This is a genomic window from uncultured Campylobacter sp., from assembly GCF_937959485.1.
GTDB lineage: Bacteria > Campylobacterota > Campylobacteria > Campylobacterales > Campylobacteraceae > Campylobacter_B.
The window spans coordinates 298,626-318,800 of record NZ_CALGPY010000005.1 but is presented as its reverse complement, the minus strand read 5'-3'; the positions used below and the strand labels follow the sequence as shown (position 1 = coordinate 318,800).

General features: G+C 45.0%; 21 protein-coding genes and 1 tRNA gene. 6 read left to right on the top strand and 16 right to left on the bottom strand.

The window, feature by feature from the left end; translation table 11 throughout:
* Genes Q0380_RS03505 through Q0380_RS03490 form a run of 4 tightly spaced genes read right to left on the bottom strand, consistent with a single transcriptional unit; the run spans position 1 to position 4,113 of the window.
* Positions 1 to 2,292: a molybdopterin-dependent oxidoreductase gene (locus Q0380_RS03505; RefSeq protein WP_298960228.1), complete on the bottom strand. Its 2,292-nt coding sequence runs from the start codon at positions 2,290 to 2,292 to the stop codon at positions 1 to 3.
* A gap of 22 nt (positions 2,293 to 2,314) precedes the next feature.
* Complete coding sequence (locus Q0380_RS03500; protein ID WP_298960225.1) at positions 2,315 to 3,211, bottom strand: hypothetical protein; 897 nt, start codon at positions 3,209 to 3,211, stop codon at positions 2,315 to 2,317.
* 11 nt (positions 3,212 to 3,222) lie between these two features.
* Positions 3,223 to 3,936, bottom strand: coding sequence for a disulfide bond formation protein B (locus Q0380_RS03495; protein ID WP_298960222.1), 714 nt, complete (start codon positions 3,934 to 3,936; stop codon positions 3,223 to 3,225).
* 9 nt (positions 3,937 to 3,945) lie between these two features.
* The gene (locus Q0380_RS03490; RefSeq protein ID WP_169765898.1) at positions 3,946 to 4,113 is read right to left on the bottom strand and encodes a hypothetical protein; all 168 of its coding nucleotides are present in this window, start codon (positions 4,111 to 4,113) and stop codon (positions 3,946 to 3,948) included.
* 313 nt (positions 4,114 to 4,426) lie between these two features.
* Between Q0380_RS03490 and Q0380_RS03485 the strand changes: the two genes are divergently transcribed.
* A complete protein-coding gene (locus Q0380_RS03485; RefSeq protein WP_298960219.1) occupies positions 4,427 to 5,578 on the top strand; it encodes a hypothetical protein in 1,152 nt (383 codons plus the stop codon).
* Positions 5,579 to 5,667: 89 nt separating this feature from the next.
* Here Q0380_RS03485 and Q0380_RS03480 read toward each other — a convergent pair whose 3' ends face one another.
* The 4 genes from Q0380_RS03480 to Q0380_RS03465 form a co-directional block, all read right to left on the bottom strand.
* On the bottom strand, positions 5,668 to 6,261 hold the full coding sequence (locus tag Q0380_RS03480) for an effector protein (protein WP_298960216.1): 594 nt from the start codon (positions 6,259 to 6,261) through the stop codon (positions 5,668 to 5,670).
* Between the two features lie 171 nt (positions 6,262 to 6,432).
* Positions 6,433 to 6,555, bottom strand: a complete 123-nt coding sequence (locus Q0380_RS03475; protein WP_297882360.1) for a hypothetical protein — start codon at positions 6,553 to 6,555, stop codon at positions 6,433 to 6,435.
* Positions 6,556 to 6,685: 130 nt separating this feature from the next.
* A complete protein-coding gene (locus Q0380_RS03470; RefSeq protein ID WP_298960213.1) occupies positions 6,686 to 7,399 on the bottom strand; it encodes a rhodanese-like domain-containing protein in 714 nt (237 codons plus the stop codon).
* A 353-nt stretch (positions 7,400 to 7,752) separates the two neighbouring features.
* Positions 7,753 to 7,829 (bottom strand) — tRNA-Met (locus tag Q0380_RS03465).
* Positions 7,830 to 7,899: 70 nt separating this feature from the next.
* Here Q0380_RS03465 and Q0380_RS03460 point away from each other — a divergent pair.
* On the top strand, positions 7,900 to 8,463 hold the full coding sequence (locus tag Q0380_RS03460) for a LemA family protein (RefSeq protein WP_298960210.1): 564 nt from the start codon (positions 7,900 to 7,902) through the stop codon (positions 8,461 to 8,463).
* A 312-nt stretch (positions 8,464 to 8,775) separates the two neighbouring features.
* On the opposite strand, the gene Q0380_RS03455 is transcribed toward Q0380_RS03460, so the two are convergent.
* The 6 genes from Q0380_RS03455 to rsmA form a co-directional block, all read right to left on the bottom strand.
* Positions 8,776 to 9,477 (bottom strand): IS1595 family transposase, encoded by a 702-nt coding sequence (locus Q0380_RS03455; RefSeq protein WP_298960207.1) that lies wholly within the window; start codon positions 9,475 to 9,477, stop codon positions 8,776 to 8,778.
* Positions 9,478 to 9,581: 104 nt separating this feature from the next.
* Positions 9,582 to 10,055, bottom strand: coding sequence for a Cys-tRNA(Pro) deacylase (gene ybaK, locus Q0380_RS03450; RefSeq protein WP_298960204.1), 474 nt, complete (start codon positions 10,053 to 10,055; stop codon positions 9,582 to 9,584).
* Between the two features lie 19 nt (positions 10,056 to 10,074).
* Entirely contained in the window at positions 10,075 to 10,836 is a 762-nt protein-coding gene (locus Q0380_RS03445; protein ID WP_298960799.1) for a pseudouridine synthase, read from the bottom strand.
* A gap of 8 nt (positions 10,837 to 10,844) precedes the next feature.
* Positions 10,845 to 11,807 carry a KpsF/GutQ family sugar-phosphate isomerase gene (locus tag Q0380_RS03440; RefSeq protein ID WP_298960201.1) on the bottom strand — a complete coding sequence of 321 codons (963 nt, stop codon included), beginning with the start codon at positions 11,805 to 11,807 and terminating at the stop codon, positions 10,845 to 10,847.
* A gap of 338 nt (positions 11,808 to 12,145) precedes the next feature.
* The gene (locus Q0380_RS03435) at positions 12,146 to 14,371 is read right to left on the bottom strand and encodes a ribonuclease J (RefSeq protein WP_298960196.1); all 2,226 of its coding nucleotides are present in this window, start codon (positions 14,369 to 14,371) and stop codon (positions 12,146 to 12,148) included.
* Positions 14,352 to 15,212, bottom strand: a complete 861-nt coding sequence (gene rsmA, locus Q0380_RS03430) for a 16S rRNA (adenine(1518)-N(6)/adenine(1519)-N(6))-dimethyltransferase RsmA (protein WP_298960193.1) — start codon at positions 15,210 to 15,212, stop codon at positions 14,352 to 14,354. Before rsmA ends, Q0380_RS03435 begins: the two co-directional genes overlap by 20 nt.
* Positions 15,213 to 15,303: 91 nt before the next feature.
* On the opposite strand from rsmA, the gene hisF reads away from it, so the two are divergent.
* Entirely contained in the window at positions 15,304 to 16,191 is an 888-nt protein-coding gene (gene hisF, locus Q0380_RS03425; protein ID WP_298960190.1) for an imidazole glycerol phosphate synthase subunit HisF, read from the top strand.
* A 65-nt stretch (positions 16,192 to 16,256) separates the two neighbouring features.
* On the opposite strand, the gene Q0380_RS03420 is transcribed toward hisF, so the two are convergent.
* Both Q0380_RS03420 and Q0380_RS03415 read right to left on the bottom strand, forming a co-directional pair.
* Positions 16,257 to 16,889, bottom strand: coding sequence for a tetratricopeptide repeat protein (locus Q0380_RS03420; protein ID WP_297879772.1), 633 nt, complete (start codon positions 16,887 to 16,889; stop codon positions 16,257 to 16,259).
* Positions 16,890 to 16,964: 75 nt separating this feature from the next.
* Positions 16,965 to 17,165, bottom strand: a complete 201-nt coding sequence (locus Q0380_RS03415; RefSeq protein ID WP_298960185.1) for a hypothetical protein — start codon at positions 17,163 to 17,165, stop codon at positions 16,965 to 16,967.
* A 173-nt stretch (positions 17,166 to 17,338) separates the two neighbouring features.
* Between Q0380_RS03415 and Q0380_RS03410 the strand changes: the two genes are divergently transcribed.
* The 3 genes from Q0380_RS03410 (at position 17,339) to Q0380_RS03400 (ending at position 19,778) form a co-directional block, all read left to right on the top strand.
* The gene (locus tag Q0380_RS03410; RefSeq protein WP_298960183.1) at positions 17,339 to 18,055 is read left to right on the top strand and encodes a purine-nucleoside phosphorylase; all 717 of its coding nucleotides are present in this window, start codon (positions 17,339 to 17,341) and stop codon (positions 18,053 to 18,055) included.
* The gene (rlmN, locus tag Q0380_RS03405; RefSeq protein WP_298960180.1) at positions 18,052 to 19,161 is read left to right on the top strand and encodes a 23S rRNA (adenine(2503)-C(2))-methyltransferase RlmN; all 1,110 of its coding nucleotides are present in this window, start codon (positions 18,052 to 18,054) and stop codon (positions 19,159 to 19,161) included. The genes Q0380_RS03410 and rlmN overlap by 4 nt, the downstream gene beginning before the upstream one ends.
* Before the next feature lie 233 nt (positions 19,162 to 19,394).
* A complete protein-coding gene (locus Q0380_RS03400) occupies positions 19,395 to 19,778 on the top strand; it encodes a hypothetical protein (protein WP_298960178.1) in 384 nt (127 codons plus the stop codon).
* Positions 19,779 to 20,175 lie beyond the last annotated feature (397 nt).

The following is a 20,175-nucleotide window of genomic DNA, read 5'->3' as shown; positions in this document are numbered from 1 at the left end:
TTATGCCTCCTGTTTTGCAGCTTTTTTTACTTCGCAAAAGCTTGCGGTATAGGTCGATCCGTTGCCCAAATCGCTCACTCCGTCCGAGCAAAGGATGTTTGCTCCAGTGCGAGATTTGGTTACTTTAACCCAGATATTATTCCATGCGTAGACGATACCCGGCTGCATCTGATTGGTCTCGACCGCCGTAAATATCGCAGTGCCCTTTTCGTTCGTAGCCTCGACCGTATCACCCTCTTTGATACCGCGCGCCAGCATATCCTCGCGCGTCATAAATAGCTCGGCATTGCCCTTTACGATGACGCGTTTTAGGATGTAAGGCATATTGCCCCAGTTTGAGTTATCCTGAAGCTGCGTGCCCGGCGTCATGAAATAAAGCGGATATTTTTTCAAATAATCTTTGCCGAAATTTTTATGTTTTTCGTAGTAATCCCAATCGTCGTCAAGATCGATCACCGGGTGGTAGCCTGCGTCCTTGAAAGCTTCGGAGTAAAGCTCGCACTTGCCGCTTTTAGTGCCGAATACCAGCTTGTCCTTCGGCGCATAAGGGTAGTAAGGGAACTGATCCTTCATCGTCTCAGGCGTCCTAAACGGCTTGATCCAGCCCACGCTTTTTAGTTTTTCGTAAGTGATATTTTGCTTTTTGGCAAATTCCGTATCCAAAAACCGCCTGCAAACCGTCTCGCTATCCCAGTCGAAGCACTCCTCGGTATATCCCATCGCCTTGGCTAGAGCGTTAAAAAATTCCAAATTCGTCTTGGCTTCGCCCAGTGGCTTGACGCTTTGGGCGTTGTAGCAGACGTAGCCCGAAATTTGATCGTTTTGAATATCCTCGCTCTCCATAAAGGTAACGCCCGGCAATACGTAGTCAGCGTAATCGCAGGTGTCGGTATCGTAAGGATCGATGACTACCAAGAAAAAATCGTCGTCCATCGCGCGTTTTTTGATTAAATTCGTATTCGGCGCCGTTACCATTAAATTTGAGTTGTAGTTGATACAGGCACGAATGACCGTATTTATCGGCTTACCCAAATAGGTCGGATTTTCCTTCTGGATACCTTTGCCAAATTCTACATAGCTTACCTGCTGGCGCTCTATCTTTTTGCCTTCCGCGTCTTTTGGCGAAAGATCTGGCATGCAGTTATCGAAGTTAAAGCAGCCCTTTACATGCACGTAAGCCCAAAATAATCCGCCGCCAAGTTTTGTAAGGCAGCCCGTAAGTACCGGCAAGAAGGTAACCGCGCGTACCAGCCTTGCTCCGTTAAAGTGCCTTTGCCCACCGTCGCCGTGCATGATAGCCGGTGCTTTTGCGTGAGCGTATTCTCGTGCAAAGACTTTGATCTGATCGACGCTTGCGCCGCACATATCGCTTAGCTCGCCGTAGGTGTAGAGCGAGCACTCATGTACTAGATCTTCAAAGCCGGTTGTATATTTTTCTACGAATTCATGATCATATAGATCTTCTTCTATCAAAAATTTGCAGACCGCTAGACAAAATGCCGGATCGCTCGAAGGCTTTAGCTGGATAAACATATCGGCCTGGTTTGCGAGCGGAATTCTGATCGTATTTATGACGATAATCTTGCCGCCTCGCTTTTTGACGCGGTGGGCAAATCTAATCCAGTGCACCGCCGTATAGGCTTCGTTTGAGCCCCAGCTGATATACATATCGCTCTCATCGACTTCCAGCGCGTCTTTTGAAAAGTCCGTGCCGATGACGCTCGGTGTGCCTGCATAACGCGGCCAGTCGCACGGGTTGCGCACAAGCCTCGTAGCGCCGTATTTTTCAAAGAAATTTCCAGGCGCGATCGTCTTTGAGATATGCCCTTCGTTGCCCGAATAGACAAATTCCGTCAGCGCCTCGCCGCCGTATTTTGCTTTGATCTCGGTAAGCTTCGCGGCTATCTCTTTTAGCGCTTGATCCCAGCTTATGCGTTCCCACTTGCCCTCACACTTTTTACCGACGCGCTTCATCGGATACATTATACGATCGGCGTTGTATAGGTGCATTGCGTAGGTATGGCCTTTGACGCAGACCGTGCCTTGCGTTAGAGGGTGCTTCGGATCGCCCTTGATGCTAACCATCTTGCCGTCTTTGATCTCTGCGATCATCGAACAGGCGTCGCGGCAGTTTCTAGGACAGGTGAGGTAGTGATACTCTACGCCCTGCTCGTTTTTATAGGATTTCGGTTTAAAATCCACCTCGAACTGCTCCATACCAAATAGGCTTGGAGATGCTCCAGCCGTAGCTAGAGCCGCTCCCGCGCCTTTTAAGAAAGAACGTCTTTGCATCTCTTCTCCTTAAATGTGGGCTTTATTTCATATCGTATATGAAAACTTTATTTTCTTTGCCTTCGCGCGAAAAAACATAAAATTTGCCGTCCTTCACCGCAAGCGCCCTTGCGTTTGCCGCTCCGCTAAAACTATACGCATCCTCAATCTTATGAGTTTGCAAATTTAACTTTAAAATGGTTGAGAAATTTTTACTCAAAAGATAAACGGAATCAGGCTGAGCGTCGATGCCCGTGACATAGTATTCGCCTAGGCTCCTGCCCTCTTTTAGCTTTAAATTTGAGCCGATTTGCGGAATAAATTCCTCCAAAATCATCTTATCGTCGCCGTCAAACACCGCCACGCTCCAATAATCCCTCACGTCGTTAGGCACGGACGCAACGATAAATTTATTCGCAGCCGCGTCATAATCCCAGCCGAGGATATATTGCTGCTTTGCTCGAAGCGTAGAGAAGCGCCCTTTGTTGCCGAGATCGTTTAGCTTCCATTTATCCCAGCCCTCGCTCAAGTGCCTCCACTGGCTGTTTTGCTCCTCTGCACTCAATCCGTCCGTAGGCTCATAAAAGACGAAGGTTTTATTAAAACTTATCATGCCGAGCTCGTTTTTATACCACGCAGCACCCACGGTCGCCTCCATCTCCATTATAAAATGGCGATCATGCTTGCCGTATCTAAGCGGCTTTAAATTTTCGTCCGCAACGTAAAATTCGTTATTTTTAGAAACCAGTGCAAACTGCTTTTTATCTGCGTCGTAGTCCGCTCCCGTAATCGGTGCGTCGTTTTGTAAGCTTAAACTCACTTCCGCACTCGGCGCACCAAGCTCCTTCACGCCTTCAAGAGCGCCTGCTTTGCTATCGAGATTAAACTCAAACCCAAACGCCAGAGCCGCTAGCGCCGTAAAAATCATCAGCTTTTTCATCTTTTTGCTCCTTAGTTTGGCAGATCCGGAAGCTCCGGATTCCAATCGAATCTAAAATCAAGCGCGCTTTGCCAGTGATCTTTCTCCCAAAACCATTTTGCAGGATCAAGGCTCATCCTAGCCGGCGTGCTAGAGCCCAGATACGGCGGCGGGCCTGAGACGATGAAAGCCTGCGCGCAGTTTGCGGAGATGATGACGATGAAGATTAAATTTGCAATCTTGCCCAGAGGCAGATAGCGCAAAAACTCGCCGTATTCGCCGCTCGTGCTCTTTTTCATTATCTCGCCTAAATTTTTGCTGCATAAAAATATAACCGCCAAAAACGCGATCACGCAAAAATCTACGACGATGACCCAAAGCTGCGTGTGTGCGCCTAAAATTTCAAGTCCGAAGCCCTGCTTTATGTCGAGGTAGCCGCCGAACGTCCCATCAAGGCTATAATGGATAAAGCCGTTGAACATCCCCCAGCAAGCCATCAGTAAAAGCGCCGCGACGTAGCCGGGTTTTAGACCGTATCTAAGGATAAAAAGCGCGATAAGACTGATGGCTATCATCGTGATCCTCTCCGCCCAGCACATCACGCACGGGCTATCTCCCATACCAAAGCCCAGTATCAAACAGGCTATACCGACCGGGAGCGCCACGAGGGCGATGATGGCTAGCGACATTAGGTTAAAAAATCCTCGCTCGGCGGCGGGAATTTGATTTTGTTCTAAATTTTGCATATCGCCCTCCTAAAAGTTGCCTACCGGCACGACGACCCATAAATTTACGTAAAACTCGAGCGCGATCAGTATCGCGCAGCCTGCCGCGGCGCAGCCCGTAGCTAAATTTTTCCTCTGCGGCTTAAAATATAATATAAGCCCGCTGATCAAAAATAGCGTCAAAATAAGAAATTCCATTTCAAACCGTCCTTTCCTAATAAAATTTAATCCTAAGCACGCTTATTCTTAAAGAAATAATATAACTTTATTTATAAAATTTTGTTTAAAAAATAGATTTTTCTATTCATATTAAATTTTTTTCTATAAAATTTTCCTACTAAAAATATATTTTTATAAATTATTTTATTATATTTAAGCTAATATTAAAAATATGATTGAAATTTTATAAATTATTTTACTCGCTAATATTTTTTATCCTTAAGATAAAATTTAAAACAACTTAAACAAATATTGTGTAATATTTCAACAGAATTTTAACCTAAGGCGAAATATGGAAAATATATTTTTAGAATCTTACGACGTATTTAGGGTATCGAAAAACGCGAGCAAGCTAAAAATTTACAACGACTTTTTAAGAGACAACAAAAGATACTCCGTAACGCGCTGTTATTATGTCATAGTCGTGGATAATACATTTTTGACCTACTCGCATTTGATGATTTATGAGGAGCTGCTTTATCTTCTGTATTCGCAGAACAAGCTAAAAAACGGCGATTTTTCGCTTACGCTCAAAAAATCGGAGCTCGCGAAAAAATTTAAGACCGACATCACCAAAAGCGCGACCGAGACTATAAAGCGCTTTTATGAGATGCAGCAAGTAAAAATCACTATTTTCGTAAAAGACAAAGTCGAAAAACAGATGAATATCATAGAGCGCATCGACGCACCCGTGACCGAAAAATACGGTGACATCCCCGACGAGATCAATATCTCGCTAAATTCCGAGTTCGTGCGGCTCTACCGCTGTGCATATCTGGATAAGATCGAGTATTTAAATAGCTTTGATATCGAGCAGGGCAGCTTCATCCGCTACTTCATACAGCACGAGCTAGACGGAGGCGTCAAAAGCTCTGCAATCATCGATAAAATGGGCGTTACGACGTATCTGCCCTTCACCTATAAAAAGCGCTTCGAGCAAGAGATCGCAAGAGCGAGCTTTTACTATAAAAACGAGAAATTTTGCATAAAAGACGGCTTTGTCGTCATCGAAAACCACGAGAACAAGGCGATAGATAATCAAAATGCGTCGATTGAGCTTTTCGGCGCGATATACGAGCAGATAACGCAAAACTGCACCAAATCCGTTACGCTAAACGAGCAAAATTTAGCGAAGTATTACGCGCGCTTCGGCAGGTTTGAGACGAGCCAGACGGTATTTAAAATTCTAAGCAATATGGAGCTCATGCTAAATCAATCGATGCAGAAAGAAAACGCGAAGATCGCCTGCTTTTCGCACTTTTTCGAAAGTATCGTCTGCAAAAACGGCGAGGAATTTGAAATTTTGATCGAGCTAAATCAAAAGGGCTTTGAGTATATCGTCTCGCGTAGCGCGAATTTGGACTTTTGGAATGTCGAATCCGCAGACTATGGACTCACGCCGTACCCCGTAAATAGCTGTGCGACAAACGGCAAGCTGGGGTAAATTTAAGTCGGTAAATTTTAAAATCTATCCGTAAAATGCGGGAGTACGCCCGCTGCATCAAGGACAAAGCGCGGGCAAATTTTAAAAATTTACTCCTGCGTCCTTAGCTCGGCAATGAGCCCGTCAAGCTCCCCGCTATTTTGCGCGCTCAAAAGCCGCTCGTTTATAAGCCGCATTTGCGCCGAAAACTCGCTATCAAGCATATCTGCAACGAAATTTTCGCTCTCGCTCTCGTCCGTCACCGGATACATATCGCGCCAGATATCGGTTATCCACCAGCCGCACTTCGAGACGCAGATAAAGTCCTTCAAAACGCCCGTCTTTAACTTCATCATCACTTCGTCGGTTTGTTTGATCTCGCTTGCGACGAAGTCTTTGTGGATGCCGTCTAGGCATGTAAAAATGCGATGCCCTAGGCTCTGGACGCTGTTTTCGGAGCAGATCCTAAACTGAAAGACGCTATCTTTAAAATTTAAATCAGACAAGCAAATTGGATGCTTTTGAGTAAAATTTGGAAATGAATCGAGGCTCCTGTCGTCGATGCTAAGCACCCAGCTCGAGTTTGGATTTTTGCGGACAAACTCGTCAAAACTAAGCCTGATAAATTCTTTATAGCTTAGCTCCTCGGCGGTGAAAAAGTCGTAGTTAGCGCAATTTGCATCTTTAAAATCTTTAAATTTCATGATCCCTCCCGTAAAATACCGTTTCAAATTTACTCAAAGTAGTATTTTATCATTTTGCGGGATTTATTTTTATTAATCCGAATAAATTTAATCAAGAATTCGCAGCTCAAATTCCAACTAAAGCTTATTGCCATATTTTGGGTAGTGTTTGTGCATGCCAAATAGTAAAATTTAATGACATTTGAAATATCTTGAAGAAATTCCGCCGCTTGGAATTTCGCACCGCAAAATTCCAAGATCGGCATTCCAAAGTAAAATTCTGCGCATAGGATTTTGGTGCAGAATTTTGCTCAAGATAAAGCCTCGCCAAATACAGCACAGAAGCTCCATTGAAACCGAAATCTTGCGGATTTGCGGCACCTAAATTTACGCGCTACGCACGAAGTTAAATTTTAATTCGCGCTGCGAAATAAATCATAAAATTCTATTTCACCAGCTCGTAATTATACTCTTTCGTGCCGTCGAGTAGATTTGTGACGTTGTAGCCTCGTTCGTTTAGGGCTTTGGCGAGCTTGGCGCTACGGTTGCCGCTGTAGCAGTGTGTGATCATCTTTTTGTCTTTATTAGCCTCAAGCACGTCCTTGTAGTTTTCTAAAGGCTCGCCGTATGGGATATTTATCGCGCCTTTCATATGCCCCGCGTCGTAGTCCTGCTTCTGCCTAGCGTCGATGATCAGCACGTTTGGATCATTTGCTATTTTCAAAAACCCATCCGCGTTTATGCTGCCGACCTTATACAGCTCGTAGTCGTACTGCTTTACGCCGGGCGCGTTCATAAGCACATTGAAACCCTTTTGTTTAAGCAGATCAAGCGCCTTGCCGCTGCGGTTACCCGTATTGCAATAAAGCACGACGTTTTTATTCTTGTAGGCGTTTATCTCATCCAGCCTGCTTTCAAGCTCTCCAAGCGGGATGTTGATCGCGTGTTTTATGTGGCCTGCAGCGTACTCATCTGCAGTTCTAACGTCAATGACTAGATAATTTTCTTTTGCTCTATTGTCCTCCTCTAGTGCCGATAGCGCTGCGCCGCTTATAGCGTAGCCGCTAGGCTGCTGCGTTTCGGCGCAGCAAGTCGCGAAAGATCCCAATGCCGCCAGCAAAACCGCGCTTTTTAAAATTTTGTGAGAAATAAATTTCATATGTTTCCTTTAAATTTTTAGCTTTTAAAGCGGGAGATTATATCAAAAATTTAGCTAAATAGTGTGAATTTGTGCGGAATGCGTTAGATTATACTGACGCGAGATTTGCCGATGTGAAAACGCGAAAGAGACTCAAATAAAAAACTTTTGCCAAAATAGCTTAAAGGCTCGTAGATAAAGATGCTTTGCGTAAATTTGTCTTTTAGAGGCGAAGCAACAAATCCAAAAAAACTCACATTTGCCCGAAGGTAAATTTCATTCTTTTGCTAATTTTCATTATTTTTCAAGTATAAGTAAGATATAATCTCGAACTTTTTTGAGGCGCAGTTGCACCCTTAAAGGTAATTTGAAGATGGTGTCAAGAGAGAGACTTGAACTCTCGACCTCCGGCTTATGAGACCAGCGCTCTAACCAGCTGAGCTACCTTGACACGAGAAAAGAAATGGCAAGTATAGCTAAATATTCTTATTTTTAATTGAAACACTTTAAAAGGAGAGAAAATGAATGCGGCTTTGATTTTATTAGTCGTCATAGTTTTGTTAGTTTTAGCGTTAGTGAGCGTTTATAACTCATTCATCGCTAAACGCAACCAGGTGCGAAATATCGCTTCTACCGTCGATACGCAGCTTAAAAAGCGCTACGACCTAATTCCCAATCTAGTTAGCGCTACGCGCGAATATATGAGCCACGAAAGCGCAGTACTAACGCGCGTTAGCGAGCTTCGCTCACAAGCGATCAGCGCAAGCTCTAACGCCGATAAATTTAGACTAAATAGCGAAATTTCGGCTCTTTTGGGACAGATACGCGTTGCAGTAGAGGCGTATCCAAACCTCAAGGCTAACGAATCGTTTGCCAAGCTGCAAAACGCGTTAGGCGAGTGCGAGGAGCAGATCAGCGCAGCACGCCGCGCTTATAACGGCGCCGTTACGGTTTATAATAACGCCTGCGAGATGTTTCCTACTAACATCATCGCTAACGTTTTTAGCTTCGCCAAGGCGGAATTCTTTGCCGCCAGCGAGCAAGAAAAGCAAGCCCCGAACGTATCTGAGCTTTTCAAAAAATAAGCGCGAGACGTAGAAAATTTACGATGAAATTTTAAAATTTTATCGCAAATAACGCCGAGCGTCGCAAGGCTAAATTTTATAGCTAGCAAAACGGATTGCGCGCAAAGAGCGTGTTCTTAAAAGAGTTTGCTTCGTCCCCGCGTGCTCGTCATCTCGTTTGGGATATTTTGCGATGCGCGGTACTTAGAATTTTAACAATAAAATTTTACGAAATTAATTTGATTTGTATTTTCTTGCTGCGCAGGAGCTCGTTTTAACAAACGGTGCAACGCCAAATTTTAAAAGCCAAAATTTCGCGGTATAAATTTTGGCTCAAGATAAGCTAAGCGGATTCTCTCTTATCATCTTTAATAAAATATGATAGAATTCCTTCGTATCTTTGCTGTTATTATATCTAAATTCACATTCTTTAAGATGAAGCAAAAAATTCTCTTTCTTAATGCCTTTAAATTTAGATAATCTATGTTTGGCGTATCCCCAGAAGTTTTCTATACCGTTTATATGGTTTTTACCATTAGCAAATTCATTCTTTGAATGTTTTACTCTATAGTGAGCTTTAGCTCTGTAATCTACTAATCCATCATAAGCCTTCCAGCAATCTGAATAGATAGTAGAGCTATCAAGCGCGCTATATTGAGATAATATAGGTATCAGTTCATTTGCAGAGCAGTTTTTAACTATCTGGGTATAAACTTTGCCGTCTCTTTTAAGCATACCGAATACCGGTTGCTTTCCGCTTGCACCTCTACCTCTCTTACCTCTTACTCTTTTAGCTCCGAAGTAACTTTCGTCAATCTCTATTTCACCGCTAAATTTGCTTATATTTTCACATTCTTGAGACATAAGAATTCTGATATTTTTTAGAATTTTGTTGATGGAAATTCTAGAAATCCCGGTTAAATTTGCTATTTTAGTAGCCTCTATATCCTCTGCAAAATACTTTAAAATTTCTCTAAATTTCTTCTGCGAAATTCGGGAACGAATTATATACTTGTTTTTCATCGGCAGGATCATAGTTAAAAACTCCTTTGGAAGTTTTTAACTTATCTTGAGCCCGAAATTTTAGCCAGCTTGCCGCCGCCGCTACTTACGCAAGCGGCAGCAAAAGTAATGCTGCGTTAGTCGTAAGTAATTTTGCAAATTTGCGCTTCGGTTGCGACTGCAAGGTCCTTCGGCGCAAGAGCAATCTGTTTTCCGCGCACACCTGCGCTAACGTAAATTTTCTCCTGCGTTAGCGCTCGCTCATCGATGAAGGTGCGGAAGTACTTTTTCATCCCAAGCGGCGAGCAACCGCCCCTGACGTAGCCCGTGACCTTTTGTAAATCCTTCAAATCCATCAGCTCGCAACGCTTCGCACCGCAGATGTGCGCGAGCGCCTTGAGATCCAGATTTAGATCGCCTTGCAGGCAGGCTACGACGTATTCGTGATCCGCCGTGCAAACTATCGTTTTATAGACCCGCTCGATCGGCTCTCTCACGCTGTTTGCCACGTGCACCGCGTCTAAATTTAAAGGATCAACCACATATTCTTTGATCTCGTAGGGGATTTTCAGACCGTCCAGTACGCGCGCGGCGTTCGTCTTTGAACTCATTTCGCCTCTTTTCTTAAATTTAATAGCGGATTTTGTTTTCTTTCAGAAAATCGCGCAGATCTTCGTATTCGCTCTGATCGAAATAGCGCCATTTGCCAGGCTTTAGCGTTCCAAGCGTCATTCTGCCGAATGCCGTGCGCTTAAGCTCCACAACGTCCAGATCAAAATAACCGAAAAATCTACGCAACTCGCGGTTTTGACCCTCGTTGATGATCGCCTTGATCTTCGTATAGCCGCCGCTGCTAGGCATTATGCGATAGCCCAAGAAGGGCTTAAATTCCATCGATTTGATCTTGCTTTTGGCGTGCGCGCCCTTGCTTGCGTCTGCGGCGAAAAAGCCTTCGCGGATCGCCGTTACGACCTCCTCCTTCACCTCGCCCTTTACCTTTAGATAGTACTCTCGCTCGATGTCGCTGTTCATCAGCGCCGTAGCGATCGCCGGCGCATCGGTCAGCAGCAAAAGCCCCTCGCTTGCAAAATCCAAACGCCCTACGCTAACAAATCTACTAAATCCCTCCGGCAAGCTATCGTAAATCGTCCGCCTGCCGCGATCGTCCTTTTTAGTAACTAACTCGCCTTTGCGTTTGTTATAAACGATCATCGTAAATTCCGTCTTAGGCTTGATGAGGCGCGAGCCGATGCGGATCTTCTCTTCGCCGCTAACCTCGATGAAATCACTAACGACACGACCGTTAATGCTAACCTTGCCCTGCTTGATCAGCTCATCCGCCTCACGGCGCGAGTAGGCGGTGTTATGAGAGATAAATTTATTCAGACGCATCTTTTGCATTATTTTAGCCCCAGACTCGTTAGATCATGGATATGCAAGATCCCCACGGGCACGCCATTTTCGACGACAGGCAGGACTTGAATTTTGAATTGCTCGATCAAATTTAGCGCATCTATTGCGAGCATATTTTTATCGTCTAGCATTTTAGGATTTTTGGTGGCATATTTCAGCGCATCGCCGTTGATATCGAAGTCCTCTCGCATCAGCGCGCGGCGCAGATCGCCGTCGCTTAAGATCGCCTCAAGCGCGCCCTTTTCGTTCACTAACAAAACGGTGCCGAGCTTTCCGTGAGTCATAACGTCGATAGCTTGTTTTAGGCTGGCGTTACGGCTTGCGACCGGTAAATTTTTACTTTGCATCACATCTTTTACTTTGACGAAAAGCCGCTTGCCCAGGCTGCCGCCCGGGTGGAAATTTGCGAAATCCTCCTTGCCGAATCTGCGCCGCCTCATCAAACATATCGCTAACGCGTCGCCTAACGCAAGTGTTAGCGTTGTAGAAACCGTCGGCGCAGCACCTAGCGGGCAGGCCTCTTTGACGATGCTAAGGCTTATGAACTCGTCGCTAACCTTGCCGAGCGAGCTGTTTTTATCGCGCGCCATCGCGATAATCTTCACGCCGAAGCGTTTGAGGTGAGGCAGAATTCTAACCAGTTCCTCGCTCTCGCCGCTAAAACTGATCGCAAGCACCATATCGTCCTTGCCGATCATACCCAGATCGCCGTGCAGCGCCTCGGTAGGGTGGACGAAAAACGACGGCGTGCCGGTGCTGGCAAGCGTCGCAGCGATCTTAACGCCTATATGGCCGCTCTTGCCTACGCCGGTGACGATTACCTTCCCTTTGCAAGCCAGGATCAGACTTACGGCTCGCTCAATTTCGCCGCCGATAAGATCCGCATGCCGCAAAAGCTCCGCTCCTTCGAGCCTCAGCACCTCTCGTGCCGTATCTAAAATTTCACTCATTAAACCTTCTTTTTAAAATTTGCTTTCATTTTGCGCCTCTTTGCGCCGCGCCTAAATTTGCGCTAGCCGAAATTTCGCGCCTTTAAAATTTACGCCATAAATTCTAATCTACAAAATCACGCGCCGCCCTGCCTGCTCGCCGAGAGCTTGCTAGATGCTCTTTAAATTTCGCTTTACGCTAAATTTTACGCTTGAAATTTTATTCGCCGCTTTGAAATTCCAACGCTGCAAAGCCTGCTTACGTCGCAAAATTTCACGCCCGAAAGCTCGCCCGCGCCATAAAATTTCATTCGCCCGCCGCAAATCAAAGCCGCCCTGCTCGCTGAATTTAGCCGTGCTTACATCAAATAAATCACCGGCACGATGGTCGGATATTTTTTGATCTTTCTAAAGATATGCTTGCGCACGGCCTGGCGGATCTTGCCTTCTAGCGCCCAGTGATCGAGCAAAAACTCATCTTTTAAATTTGCCAAAAACTGCTCGATGATGCCCTGCATCTCTTTGGTAAAGTGCGCCGTTTGGTTCTCGGCGACGAGCCCGTAGGTGATGACGCGCGTCTGAATGAGCCTCTTTTCGTTTTTGTCGATCTGCGCGATGATGACCGCGACGCCCGCATCGGCTAAATTTTGGCGGTGCTTGACGATCTCGTCGGAGATCTGCTTGTTGATCTGGTTGTCGATGAAGACCTTGCCCGTCTTGACGGTCTTAACGCGCTTTAGGTATTTTTCGCAAACCTCCATCTGATCGCCGTCGTTCATCAGATAGATATTTTTCTCCTCTATGCCGCACTCCATCGCAGTCTCTTTGTGCTTTACGATGTGGTTGTATTCGCCGTGCACGGGTAGGAAAAATTTCGGCTTTATCAAGCGCAGCATGAGTTTTTGCTCCTCGATCGAGGCGTGCCCGCTTACGTGTATCTCGCTGAAGTCCTGATACGCGACCTTTGCACCGCTTTTTAGCAGGTAATTAAGCACGGTCGAGACGCTGCTTTCGTTGCCCGGGATCGCTTTGGCGCTGATGATTACCTGATCGGTGGATTTGATCTTGATATATTTGTGCTCGTCCGTCGCCATACGGTACAGCGCGCTCATTGTCTCTCCCTGCGAGCCGGTAGTAACGATTAAAACCTCATTATCGGGGTATTTGGAGACCTGATCGGCATCGACAAAGATTTTTTTGTCTAAATTTACATAGCCGAGCTCCATCGCGGTAAATAAATTTCGCTCCATGCTTCGTCCGATGACGCAGACCTTGCGGCCGTATTTTACGCCGCGCTCTATAGCCTGATAGACGCGGTGGATGTTTGAGCTGAAGGTACTCATTATCACTCGCCCCTTACAGCTTGAGAATATCGTATCAAAGGTCTTGCCTACCGAGCTTTCGGACTTTGTGATCCCCTCTTTGTGCGAGTTTGTGCTATCGCTCATCAAAAGCATAACTCCGCGATCGCCGTAATAAGCTAGGCGGTTCAGATCAGTCGGATAGCCGTCGATCGGCGTGTGATCGATCTTAAAATCGCCCGTATGGATGATCGTGCCCGCCTTCGTCGTGATCGCAAGCGCGCTCGCATCGATAATCGAGTGCGTTATGTGGATAAACTCGACTTCAAAATCGCCGATCTGGTAGAGCTGGCGCTTCTGCACGGGGCGGAAGTAGCTACGCTCGGCTTTGAGGCCGTGCTCTTCAAATTTATTGCTTATCATCCCCAAAGGAAGCGGCGTAGCGTAGATCGGGAATTGGAATTCTTTGAAAAAATATGGCATCGCGCCGATATGATCCTCATGCGCGTGGGTGATAATGATGCCCTTGATCTTGTTTTTTATCTTACGAACATAATCGAAGTCAGGGATTAAAATGTCCACGCCAAGCATACTCTCCTCCGGAAAGCTCATGCCCACATCGACGATGATCGCACTCGTATTGGTCTCAAAAACGGTCATATTCGCACCGATCTCGCCCAGTCCGCCAAGCGGCGTGATACGCACCGTCTCATCACTGCGATTAGCGTCTTTAAGCGGGTGCAGGCGCTCCTCGTGGATCAGCTTATTTTCCGCGATCGCCTCTTCCATCGCCTTTTGCCACGGCTCGTTGCCGGTGAGGCTCTTTGGCATATTTGAGCGCTTTTTGTGCTTTTTCTTTTTCTGGGCGTCTGCGGAGCTTGCATCGTCTGCGGCGCTAGAATTTGCGCCTTTTGCGTTATTGCCGCTTGGCTTTGCACGACCGTCGCGGTTTAAATTTGAACCGCCCGCGCCGTTTTCGTTGCTTTTTGGGTATGCGCCGCCGAAATGCGCACCATTCGCGCCGTTTGAATTGCCGCTTGACGAACCGCTCGCAGAATTTGATCCGTTGCGAGGGCCATTTTTTGAACCCTTTGAACGAGCGGAATTTTGCCCGTTTTTCGCGCCTTTGTTTTTGTGAGAGCTGTTTTCGTGCTCGCCGCCGAATTCCACATCGCCCGCAGAGCCTTCGCTTGCGATAGATTTTTTTAGATTTTCCTTGCGTTTTTTATAGCGATTGCTTTTTTTGAGTCGTTCGACGCCGTTTTCATTTCTGTTTTCTTCCATCTTTTGCCTTTAAATTTTTAAAAATTTCTAAAAAAAAGGTGGAATTTAACTCGTGCGCCCGAACCGTGGGCGGAATTTTCAAATTTAAAAAGATCTCTTCGGCTAAGCCTCTATCAAATTTTGCGCTTAAATTTTTAATAAGCGTCTTTCGCGGCGCGCTGAAAGATACGCGCAAAAAGCTTTTAAATTTCTCGTATTCATCGAGATTTTGGAGCTGAACGCAACTTTTTACGCCGAGGCTATCTGCGTTTATCTCGAGGCCGGGCTTAAAATTTTTGCCTTTTACGAGCCTGATCACCGATGAGGTCACCTTCGGCGCGGGCTCGAAGCAGCCGGGCTCAACGTCAAACAAAAGCTCGCAGCCGCCCGCAAAATCGGCCAGGATCGAAAGGGTGCTAAAATCGCTCTGCCCTGCTCTAGCGCAGAATTTTAAAGCGACTTCCTTTTGGATCATAACCAAAAATCCACCGCATAGCTCATCGTCGATCGCCTGCAAAATCATCTTCGTAGCGACGTAGTAGGGCAAATTTGCGACCAAAAAATATTCGCCGCGCTCAAGACCCCGCTCCTGCCAAATCCGCAAAGCATCGCCCAAAACGAGCTCAAGCTCGCCGCTAGCGATCTGCTGCGCAAATTTAGCGCTTAAAATTTGATATAAATCTTCATCTATCTCGAAACTTTTTAATCTGTAAAATTCCAAAAGCTTACGAGTTAAATCACCTAAGCCAGCCCCGATCTCAACGACATTCTGTACATTCTCGGGAATCGCTTGGATGATCTTGTTTAAAACGGCTTCGTCTTTTAAAAAGTTTTGCCCGAACTCTTTTTTCGCCCTAATCATCGCGAGAGTCTAGCCAAATTTTACTTATAAAGTCATTATGTTAAGTAAAATTTGGCTAAAATCATAAAAAATTTTATTCCGAAGGACCGCTTTGAATAGATTCGCAAAACGCATAATCCCATGCCTAGACGTCAAAGACGGACGGGTGGTAAAGGGCGTAAATTTCGTAGGTCTCGTGGATGCGGGCGATCCGGTGCAGGTCGCCAAACGCTACAATGAAGAGGGCGCGGACGAGCTGTGTTTCCTCGATATCACGGCGTCGCACCTTGGGCGCGATACGATCGTAGACGTCGTAGAGCGGGTCGCGCGCGAGCTTTTTATCCCGCTGACCGTGGGCGGCGGCATACGCACGATCAATGATATCTCGCGCCTACTAAACGTCGGCTGCGACAAAATAAGCCTTAACTCCGCCGCGATAAAAAATCCGAATTTGATAGACGAAGCCGCGAATAAATTCGGCTCGCAATGCGTCGTAGTCGCGATCGACGCGAAACTAAATTCGAACGAAATTTCAAGCGGTAATTTATGCGGCGCGACACGGAATTTGAACGCAAATTTACGCAACGAAGCACGGAATTTTGGAGAGACTTCACTCGGCTCGCAGGATGAAATTTTAACTGGGAACGGCGAGCCTTGCGGCTATAGCGTGTTTATAAACGGCGGCAGGCTGGATACCGGCAGGGATGCGCTTGCCTGGGCAAAAGAGGCGCAGGAGCGCGGTGCGGGCGAAATTTTACTCACGTCGATGGACTGCGACGGCGTTAAAAACGGCTTTGAGTTAAATTTGATGCGGATTTTTAGCGAGCTTGACATCCCCGTCATCGCAAGCGGCGGTGCGGGCAAAATGGAGCACTTTAAGGACGCATTTTTAGCGGGCGCAGACGCATGCTTAGCGGCGTCGATTTTTCACTTCAGAGAGATCGAAATTAAGGCGCTAAAAGAATATTTAAGGCGGCAAGGCATCGAGGTGAGGTTGTAGAATTCCAGCCAAATTTAAATTATATAGCCGAAATTTAGCTGCCGAAGCGGCTAAATAGTTAAATTTTATTTTAAAATTTCATACATATTGCAAGCCCTTTGCCAAAACTCCTTAGCTTCAGAATGATTTTGCACGCCGTAATCATATCTGCCTATATCGCATGTTTTTTTATAATATATCATGGCTTTTTGCTTATCGCCGTAGTTTTCATTATACAAGGCGAAGTTATAGCAAGCAGAAAAAACGTTATCGGCATCACAAATTTTTCTATATACTGCAGCGGCTTTTACTTTATCTTGTTTTACGCCAATCCCATATTCATACGCATAAGCAAGCCCAAAGCAATCGCCGTCATTTTTATATTCATTGCATGCTTTTGTATATAGTTCCATCGCTTTTTTGTAGTTTTGTTTCGTTCCGCGTCCATTTTCATACATGAGTCCCAACTGAAAGCAACTACTAAATTTCTCCTTACTATCTTCTTTTGCTTCGCATGCTTTTTTAAAGAATTTTAGGGCCTTATCATAATTCAATTTTACTCCCTCTGCACCGTAGTGATATATTAATCCAGCACCATAGCATTCATTTGTTGTGCCGATACTTGTGCATTTTTTTTCGAGTTCTGTAGCAAAATTATAATCGGTATCTGCAAACACTAAAGACACAAAAGCGACTAAACTTAAAATAATTTTTTTCATTTTTTCTCCTTTAAAAATTTAAATTTCATAGTAATAAAATATAGTATGTTTGTGCTTTTGCTCATTTTTAATTTCTTACTCTTGTTTTTCTCTTTCTTCTCTTTTATTGGTTACAAAAAATATACAAGAAATGCCAAAAATAGAGATAGCGCTTAAAACGATCAATACCAAAGAACTCAAAGTATTGGCACCAATCCCATTTATAAATAACGTAGTCAAAGCACTCGATAATATTCCCGTAAAGAACGACAACACAAATTTTTCATATTTATCCATACGCTCTCCTTATTTAAATTTTAGTCTCAATAATACCCCTCCCCCCCTGAGAATTTGCTTAAATTTATTTTTAATTTATTCGCTATTTTACCGCGCCGAATTTTAAAATTTAGCCTTAAATTTATTGATATTTGGCTATGATTAGATAAAAATAACAAAGGTGCGATACGCAAATGATAATCTCGGCGGGACGAAACGAAGTATTTCCATTCGCGCTACCTATGGGCGTGGGGCTAATCGATATGAGCATAAATCTGACGGCATTTTTGCAAAAGCGCGCTATGGCAGGCTTTTACGCTAAATATGAGCGCGATTTTGCGGATGAGCGGGCGGCGGATTTAGCGGCTCTGGCGCCTTTTGCGACGCACTCGCAAGCGGACAATGAGCTAAATTTAGCAAATCCGTCCGCCTCGAGAAAGGCGAATTTATCTCAAAATCCCGATAAAATTTTAAATGCATTGCCGAGCGAGATCATTTTCGTGGGTTCTGCAGGGCTATATAAAGAGGGTGAAATTCTAAAAATTTATGAAAGTAGATCGGCTGTAAACTACGAGATATTAGCGCTTTATGGGCTTTCATACTCTCCGATTAACTATGAAATTATAGCTAGGGATTCTGCCGATGTTTCATATGAAACAATAACTAATAGCTCAAATTTTATCACGACTGATAAAAAATCTGCGCTAAAATTTTTTGAGCGAGGTTATTTTTTAGAGAATATGGAATTTTTTGCGGTTCTTAAGGTAGCACAAAAATTTCAAATTCCCGCTTACGGAATTTTTTGTGCGACGAATTTCTGCGATTCAAATGCTCACGCAGATTTTTTAAAAAATCACGCCGCTGCAAAAGAAAATTTAACTAAATATCTAAAAACTAAGGCATTAATTTGAAAAATATCTTTGATTTTACGATGAAAGAGCTTGAAAATTTCGTCGAACCAAAATTTAGAGCCAAGCAAATTTACGAATGGATTTACAAAAAGAATGTGGATGACTTCACACAAATGCTAAATCTACCAAAAGAGATCCGTCAAAGTTTAGCTCAAAATTTTTATTTAGACCCGCTTGAATGCGTCAGATCCGAAACAAGTAGCGATGGCAGTATCAAATACCTTTTCGCTCTCAAAGACGGCAAGACGATCGAAAGTGTCCTGCTGCCGATGAAGGATGAGCTGCGAGACGAAAACGAAAAAATCATAAGACACGCGCGCTATTCAATCTGCGTAAGTTCGCAAGTAGGCTGCAAAATTGGCTGCAGCTTCTGCTTGACAGCAAAAGGTGGCTTCGTACGAAATTTAACTCCAGGCGAGATCGTGGCTCAAATTTGGCTCATCAAGAAAATGAACGCGATCCCGTACGAGCGTCGCGTCAATGTCGTATATATGGGGATGGGCGAACCACTTAATAACCTAGACAACGTTGCCAAAGCCGTGCAAATTTTAAAAGAAAACGACGGACTCGCCATAGCGCCGCGTCGCCAAACTATAAGTACGAGCGGACTTTCTACGCAGATAAAAAAGCTTGGCGAAATGGATCTTGGCGTGCTACTCGCGATCTCGCTGCACGCAGTGGATGATAAACTGCGTGAAAAACTAATGCCGATAAATCGCGCCTACAATATCGCATCGATCATGCAGGCGGTGCGCGAGTTCCCGATCGATCTGCGAAAGCGCGTGATGTTCGAATACCTCATGATCGATGGTGTAAACGACCGCCCAAGCGATGCCAAAACGCTAGTGAAGCTTCTGCACGGCATCCGCGCAAAAGTAAATCTGATCTATTTTAATCCGCACGAAGGCTCGAGCTTTGGCAGACCAAGCCCCGAAAATATGGTGAAATTCCAAGACTATCTCTGCGCGCACGGCATTACTTGCACGATTCGCCAGAGCAAGGGGCTAGATATCAGTGCGGCGTGCGGACAGCTCAAGCAAAGAAACGAACAAGGTAAAATTTCGGCTCAAAGTGGTATCAGTGCCGATAAAATTTCGAACAAGTAGAGGAAAAATTCGGCGATTATTTTCAGATCATAAGGCAGATCAGTAAAAAATTTATAACGGAGTGGCAATGGACGCGCAAAAATAATGGATGAGATCAGCATCTTCTTAGACAGATCGCTGCTTAAAAATCCAAGATCACAAAGGCGGAAATTGTCCGCTTTATCGAGGCAAAATGGGCGGAGGCAGACGATGAGAAATACCGCATCTACGCCTCATACATCTACACGGCGCGCATGGTAAATGAGTACAAATGGGCGGGCGACGCCCCAAATATGCTGCGCTGGCTAGGCGAGATGGATAAGCACGCCAGAAGCAATGAAAATCCGCCCTATGTGAGCGATTATTACAAAGGCGAGTGCTGCTTGGAATGCGGCGTGGAGCAGGAGGCGCTTAAATTTTTGCGCAAAAGCTACGAAGCGATTGAGGAGTATCTTTTCATCCGCAGCCCAAAGGTCGCGGAGTTTTTTAATGCACATCTTGCGGAGCCTAAAATTTTGTCTAAATTTGAAGATGAGGAATACGAGGACTTTAGTTCCTCGCTGCGACTGGAGTATTTCGGCAAAGCTTTAGAGCAAGAGGGCGAGTTTCGCTGCACCTTTTTAGATGAAGATAGCTAAGAGACGGGCGAGCCTAGCCAGGCACAATCGGACGCGTAGAATTTCTAAAGCAAAATCAGGAAGAATTTTTAACAGACATCTTAGCTGAAATTTTAAAAAACTACCCAAAATGGCAGGAGATCTACGACTATCCGAGTGAGACGAAAAGCGATTTCATGCCAGGCATCAGCACGCCACAGGAGCTTAGCGAACTATTGGAGCTGTAAAATATCTATATCCTAGACGACGCAAAATCGGCTTTGAGTTTAGCTACTCGTGGAATATGGAGCACGATTTGGACATTATGACGCGCAAAGGCAAGGTCATAAATATCGGCAAAGTGTAAGTAGCGTTGATGGCTATTTGGAAAAATAAACCAAATTTTAAAGCATAAAACAAATTTTTATAGTTACTTTTA